The sequence below is a fragment of the Sulfuricurvum sp. RIFOXYD12_FULL_44_77 genome (genome assembly GCF_001830725.1).
Taxonomy (GTDB): domain Bacteria; phylum Campylobacterota; class Campylobacteria; order Campylobacterales; family Sulfurimonadaceae; genus Sulfuricurvum; species Sulfuricurvum kujiense_A.
In genome coordinates, this window is sequence record NZ_MIBU01000263.1 from 1 (window position 1) to 5,908 (window position 5,908).

6 protein-coding genes are annotated in these 5,908 nt (G+C 46.3%); all 6 read right to left on the reverse strand.

The features are described from left to right. A partial coding sequence (locus A2517_RS09400) for a heavy-metal-associated domain-containing protein (protein WP_294896387.1) occupies positions 1 to 229 on the reverse strand: 229 nt, incomplete at its 3' end. Positions 230 to 234: 5 nt separating this feature from the next. Further along, positions 235 to 1,107 (reverse strand): succinate--CoA ligase subunit alpha, encoded by an 873-nt coding sequence (gene sucD, locus A2517_RS09405; protein WP_294896389.1) that lies wholly within the window; start codon positions 1,105 to 1,107, stop codon positions 235 to 237. 3 nt (positions 1,108 to 1,110) lie between these two features. Further along, complete coding sequence (gene sucC, locus A2517_RS09410; protein WP_294896391.1) at positions 1,111 to 2,280, reverse strand: ADP-forming succinate--CoA ligase subunit beta; 1,170 nt, start codon at positions 2,278 to 2,280, stop codon at positions 1,111 to 1,113. A 20-nt stretch (positions 2,281 to 2,300) separates the two neighbouring features. After that, positions 2,301 to 3,692 (reverse strand): class II fumarate hydratase, encoded by a 1,392-nt coding sequence (gene fumC / locus A2517_RS09415; protein ID WP_294896393.1) that lies wholly within the window; start codon positions 3,690 to 3,692, stop codon positions 2,301 to 2,303. After that, entirely contained in the window at positions 3,692 to 4,651 is a 960-nt protein-coding gene (gene mdh / locus A2517_RS09420) for a malate dehydrogenase (protein WP_294896395.1), read from the reverse strand. The genes fumC and mdh overlap by 1 nt, the downstream gene beginning before the upstream one ends. 133 nt (positions 4,652 to 4,784) lie before the next feature. Beyond that, on the reverse strand, positions 4,785 to 5,908 hold a 1,124-nt coding region (locus A2517_RS09425), incomplete at its 5' end, for an NADP-dependent isocitrate dehydrogenase (protein ID WP_294896396.1).

A 5,908-nucleotide genomic window follows, 5' to 3' on the forward strand; every position in this document is an offset into this window, starting at 1 on the left:
CATTATCAATAACACCCTCTTCCTCACCGATTAGAGGATATCCGAGGCTTCTTAATGTAGCCTTAAAATGTGCTAATTGCGCCTCGTCAGCAATCTCAGCTGTTACTTTGCGAGGCTCGCACGTGAGGTCAACATTGACCTCTTCAAATCCACCTTCTTGAAGTGACGTCGTAATCGTTTTAGCGCACCCGCCGCAACGAATATTAGCTACTTCAAAAGTCTGTTTCATAGTGATTACTTTCTCATCACTTCTGCGATAGCTTTACCGATATCTGCCGGAGAAACAACGACTTTAACACCTGCCGCTTCAAGAGCTGCCATTTTCTCAGCTGCCGTACCTGCACCGCCGGAGATAATAGCACCTGCGTGTCCCATACGTTTACCAGCCGGAGCCGTTTGACCTGCGATGAATGCAACAACCGGTTTGGTGATATGCTCTTTGATATACGCCGCTGCTTGGATCTCAAGATCTCCGCCGATCTCACCGATCATAACGATAGCGTGCGTTTCCGGGTCTGCTTCAAACATCGGAAGGAGTTGTTTGTAGCTCAAGCCGATGATCGGGTCGCCGCCGATACCGACCGCTGTGGTAATACCGAAGCCCTCTTTAACCACTTGGTTCGCTGACTCATACGTCAATGTCCCTGATTTAGAGATAAGTCCGATGTTCCCTTTTTTGAAAATGAACCCCGGCATAATTCCGATTTTACACTCATCCGCCGTGATAATTCCCGGACAGTTTGGCCCGATAGTCATCATGTCTTTTTTAACCGCGTACGCTTTTGCGAACATCATATCTTTAACAGGCGCACCCTCGGTAATAATAACCGCAAGGCTGATCCCTGCATCTGCCGCTTCCATAACGGCATCGGATACGAAAGCCGGTGGAACGAAAATCATAGAAACCGTAGCACCGGTAGCACGTACCGCTTCTTCTACCGTATTAAATACAGGTTGACCGAGGTGCTCTTGCCCCCCTTTGCCCGGTGTTACTCCACCGACGATCTTGGTGCCGTATGCCATACATTGCTCTGCATGGAACGTCCCCTCTTTACCTGTGAAACCTTGTACGATTACTTTTGTATCTTTGTTTACCAAAATTGACATAAATTATTCTCCTTTCGCTGCTGCAACGGCTTTACGAGCACCGTCTGCAAGATCGGTTGCCGCTACGATATTAGCGATTCCGGCATTGTTTAAAATTTCCGCCGCTTCGATAGCGTTGGTACCGTCAAGTCGAACAATAACAGGAACATTGACGTTTGTAAGTTTTGTTGCTTCCAAAATACCGTTAGCAACACGATCACATCGTACAATACCGCCGAAGATATTGACAAAAATTGCTTTAACGTTCGGATCTTTAAGGATGATTTCAAACCCTTTTGCCACTGTTTCCGCACTCGCACTTCCGCCGACATCAAGGAAATTAGCCGGACGACCGCCTTCGTAGTTGATCGTATCCATAGTACCCATTGCAAGACCGGCACCGTTTACCATACAACCGACGTTTCCGTCAAGTTTAATATAGCTCAGACCGTATTTGTCCGCTTCGATCTCTGTCGGTTCTTCCTCTGTCAGGTCGCGCATCTCATTGACTTGTGATTGACGATAAAGGGCATTGTTGTCAAAGCCCATTTTTGCATCAAGAGCCAAAAATTTACCGTCACCCGTTTTGATCAACGGATTGATTTCGATCATCTCAGCATCGTGATCCATATATACACGATAAAGTGCCGATGCAAATTTAATAAAGGTATTGATCTCCTCAACCGCCAAGCCTAAACCAAATGCCAATTTGCGGCCATGGAAGCTTTGGAAACCGGTCAACGGATCAATAGCGACTTTGATAATTTTCTCAGGAGAGTCATGCGCTACATCTTCAATCGCCATACCGCCCTCAGTAGAGGCCATCATAATCGGCATTTCAGACGCACGGTCGAGTAGCATACCGAGGTAGTACTCTTTTTTGATATCGGCACCCTCTTCAATGTATACTTTTTGAACGAGTTTACCCTCTGGACCTGTTTGGTGTGTCACCAATTGCATCCCTAGAATTTCAGCAGCCAAAGCGCGTACTTCAGAAGTAGAACGGGCTAATTTTACCCCGCCGCCTAAACCGCGTCCGCCGGCATGAATTTGAGCTTTAACAACCCAAACACTTCCGCCGAGTTCTTGAGCCGCTTTTACCGCCTCATCGGGTGTAAAAGCGATATGTCCGCGTGGTGTCGGTACATTGTATTTTTTGAATAATTCTTTAGCTTGATATTCGTGAATATTCATCCATTCCTCCTATTGTAAGTTTACGCTATTGGTCTTGTCATCTCTTCAGGGATGACATATTTATCGAACTCTTCGGCTGTTAAGAGACCCAGTTTAATGGCGGTCTCTTTCAGTGTGGAGTTCTCTTTGTGTGCTGTTTTAGCAATTTTTGCCGCGTTTTCATATCCGATGTACGGGTTTAGTGCTGTTACCAACATCAATGAATTGTTCAAATAGGCGTCGATTTGATCGCGTACCGGCTCAATTCCTACCGCACAGTTATCGTTGAACGACACGATAGAATCAGCGAGCAAACGAACCGATTGTAAAAAGTTATAGGCGATTACCGGTTTGAACACGTTAAGCTCAAAATTCCCTTGGCTAGCCGCGAAACCGATACAGGCATCATTTCCCATAACTTGGCAGGTTACCATGGTCACCGCTTCACTTTGAGTAGGGTTTACTTTACCCGGCATAATCGATGAACCCGGCTCATTTTCAGGGATAGTGATCTCGCCGATTCCACAACGCGGCCCTGAAGCCAACCAACGAACGTCGTTGGCAATTTTCATCATATCAGCCGCAAGCGCTTTAAGAGCGCCGTGTGCAAATACAAGAGCGTCATGAGAGGTCAACGCATGAAATTTATTCGGTGCCGTGACAAATGTATGACCTGTTAATTCAGTCAGTTTTGCCGCTACGCGTTCTCCTAATTCAGGATGAGCATTCAATCCCGTTCCGACTGCTGTTCCGCCGAGGGCAAGTTCGCGAACCGATTCGAGTGAATCTTTCGCCATTTTTTCACATTTGTTGAGCATCTCTACCCAACCGCTGATCTCTTGACCGAGTGTCAACGGGGTAGCGTCTTGGAGATGGGTACGTCCGATTTTGACGATATCGCTGAACGCTTCGCTTTTTGCGATTAACGTACGGCGTAAATGATCGATTGCCGGAAGAAGACGTGTCTCAACCGCGATAACCGCAGCAACGTGCAACGCCGTCGGATAGGTATCGTTCGAGCTTTGTGATTTGTTGACGTCATCGTTCGGGTGAACCAATTTTTGAGTTCTGAAATCACCGCCGAGAATCTCCGTTGCACGGCTTGCCAACACTTCATTGTTGTTCATGTTTGACTGGGTACCCGAACCCGTTTGCCATACGACAAGCGGATAATGAGCATCAAGTTTTCCCGAGAGCATCTCGTCTGCCGCCTGAGCGATAGCATCCGCTTTTTCTTTACTCAACATTCCAAGATCGCAGTTAACCAACGCTACCGCTTTTTTGAGAAGTGAAAATGCTCTTGTAATTTCATACGGCATTTTCTCTTCACCGATTTGGAAGTTCTCCAGTGAACGCTGTGTTTGCGCTCCCCAGTAAGTGTCATTCGGTACTCGAACTTCACCCATCGTATCTTTTTCGATGCGATAACTCATTATTTGGCTCCTTCAAAAAATTTATTCGTATTGAGGGTATCAATCAACCCTTGAACCGAGGCACATGATGCGGCAAACATTGCTTTCTCTGTCTCATTCAACGTTACTTCAATGATTTTCTCGGCACCGTTGGCTCCTAGCATAACAGGAACACCGCTTACCACATCATGGAAACCGTATTCCCCTTCGAGGTAAACGGCACACGGATGAATTTGTTTGGTATCTTTCAAGATCGCTTCTACCATAATCGCTGTTGCTTTTGCCGGAGCATAATAGGCTGATCCCGTTTGGAGAAGCGCTACGATTTCCGCTCCCCCTTTGCGTGTGCGTTGAACAATCTCATCAATCTCATCCTGAGTTAAGACATCGGAAAGAGGAACACCCGCAACCGTCGAATAGCGCGGAAGAGGAACCATATCATCCCCATGTCCGCCCATAACCGACGCACGAATTTGTCCGCCGCCGTATCCAAGTTTTTCTTGGATAAATGCAGCCATACGGGCACTGTCCAATACTCCCGCCATACCGATAACACGGCTGCGATCAAAACCGCTCTCACGCAATGCCACATACGTCATGGCATCCAACGGATTGGAAACCATGATAACGATTGCATTCGGAGAATATTTTGCAACTCCCTCGATTACTTCACGAGTAACTTTTGCATTGATCATCAACAAATCATCACGGCTCATTCCCGGAAGACGAGGGCTACCTGCGGTGATAACGACGACATCACAATCGGTCATATCCGCCATCGTTTCAGCAACCGTTACTGTTGAGTGGCTTCGGACTGCCGCTGCTGCTTGAGACATATCAAGCGCTTTACCTTTTGCAATTTCGATTTTGTTATCACGTAAAATAATCTCATGGCACGAACCAAGCATTGCAAGAGAGTAAGCGATCGTCGATCCGACATTTCCTGCCCCTACGATTCCGACGCGTTTTCCTTTTACCATTTTCCTACTCCTTGTGTCATATTGCTATTACCTCTCCAAAAAGAAGATAATCACAAGACGATATAATCGCCTTTTATCTATAGAGAAAACTCTACAGATAAAAAACGATTCCGGCGAACCGGAATCTATGCATTTAGATTGCGCTAATAATAGCGTTCAATGTTGCACTCGGACGCATTGCCGCTGTTACTTTTTCAAGATTAGGGTGGTAATAACCGCCGATATCTTGAGGTTTTCCTTCTACAGAGAGAAGTTCTTCCATGATTTTAGCTTCATTTTCAGACAACGCTTTAGCCACGTTAGCAAATTTTGATGCAAGTTCTCCGTCCACAGTTTGCTCAGCCAACGCTTTTGCCCAGTATTGAGCCAAGAAGAAATGACTCGCTTTGTTATCCGGCTCACCCGCTTTACGTGATGGCTCTTTGTTGTTATCCAAATACGCCGCGTTTGCAACATCGAGAGCCGCAGTAAGAGCGCTCAATTTGTTGTCTTTTTTCGTTTTGTTGATGTGACGTAGTGACTCTGCAAGAGCCAAGAACTCACCCAATGAATCCCAACGAAGGTGACCCTCGTTTACAAATTGCTCAACGTGTTTCGGTGCAGAGCCGCCCGCACCCGTTTCAAACAATCCACCACCTGCAAGGAGAGGAACGATTGAAAGCATTTTAGCCGATGTTCCAAGCTCAAGGATTGGGAACAAGTCAGTCAAATAGTCACGAAGAACGTTACCCGTTGCTGAAATAGTGTTTTGTCCTGCACGTACACGTTTAAGTGAGAACGCCATCGCTTTTTCAGGAGCCAAGATGTGATACTCGATCCCTGATTTGTTGAACTCAGGTAGGTACGCGTTCACTTTTTTAATGATTTCAGCATCATGCGCACGGTTTTCATCCAACCAGAAGACAACCGGAACATTTTCGATTTCAGCACGCTCAACCGCAAGACGTACCCAATCTTTGATCGGGATATCTTTAGCTCTCGACATACGCCAGATATCACCTTTCTCAACATTGAAAGTCATCAATACGCCGCTATCATCAGATACGGTTACAACACCGTCTTCTGCGATTTCAAATGTTGTTGGGTGTGAGCCGTACTCTTCTGCTTTTTGCGCCATCAAACCGACGTTTGATACTGAGCCCATAGTGGTAACATCGAATTGACCGTTTTTCTTACAATCTTCAATACACTCTGAGTACATTGTTGCGTAACAACGATCCGGGATTGTTACGATACATTGTTGTACTTTCCCTGCCG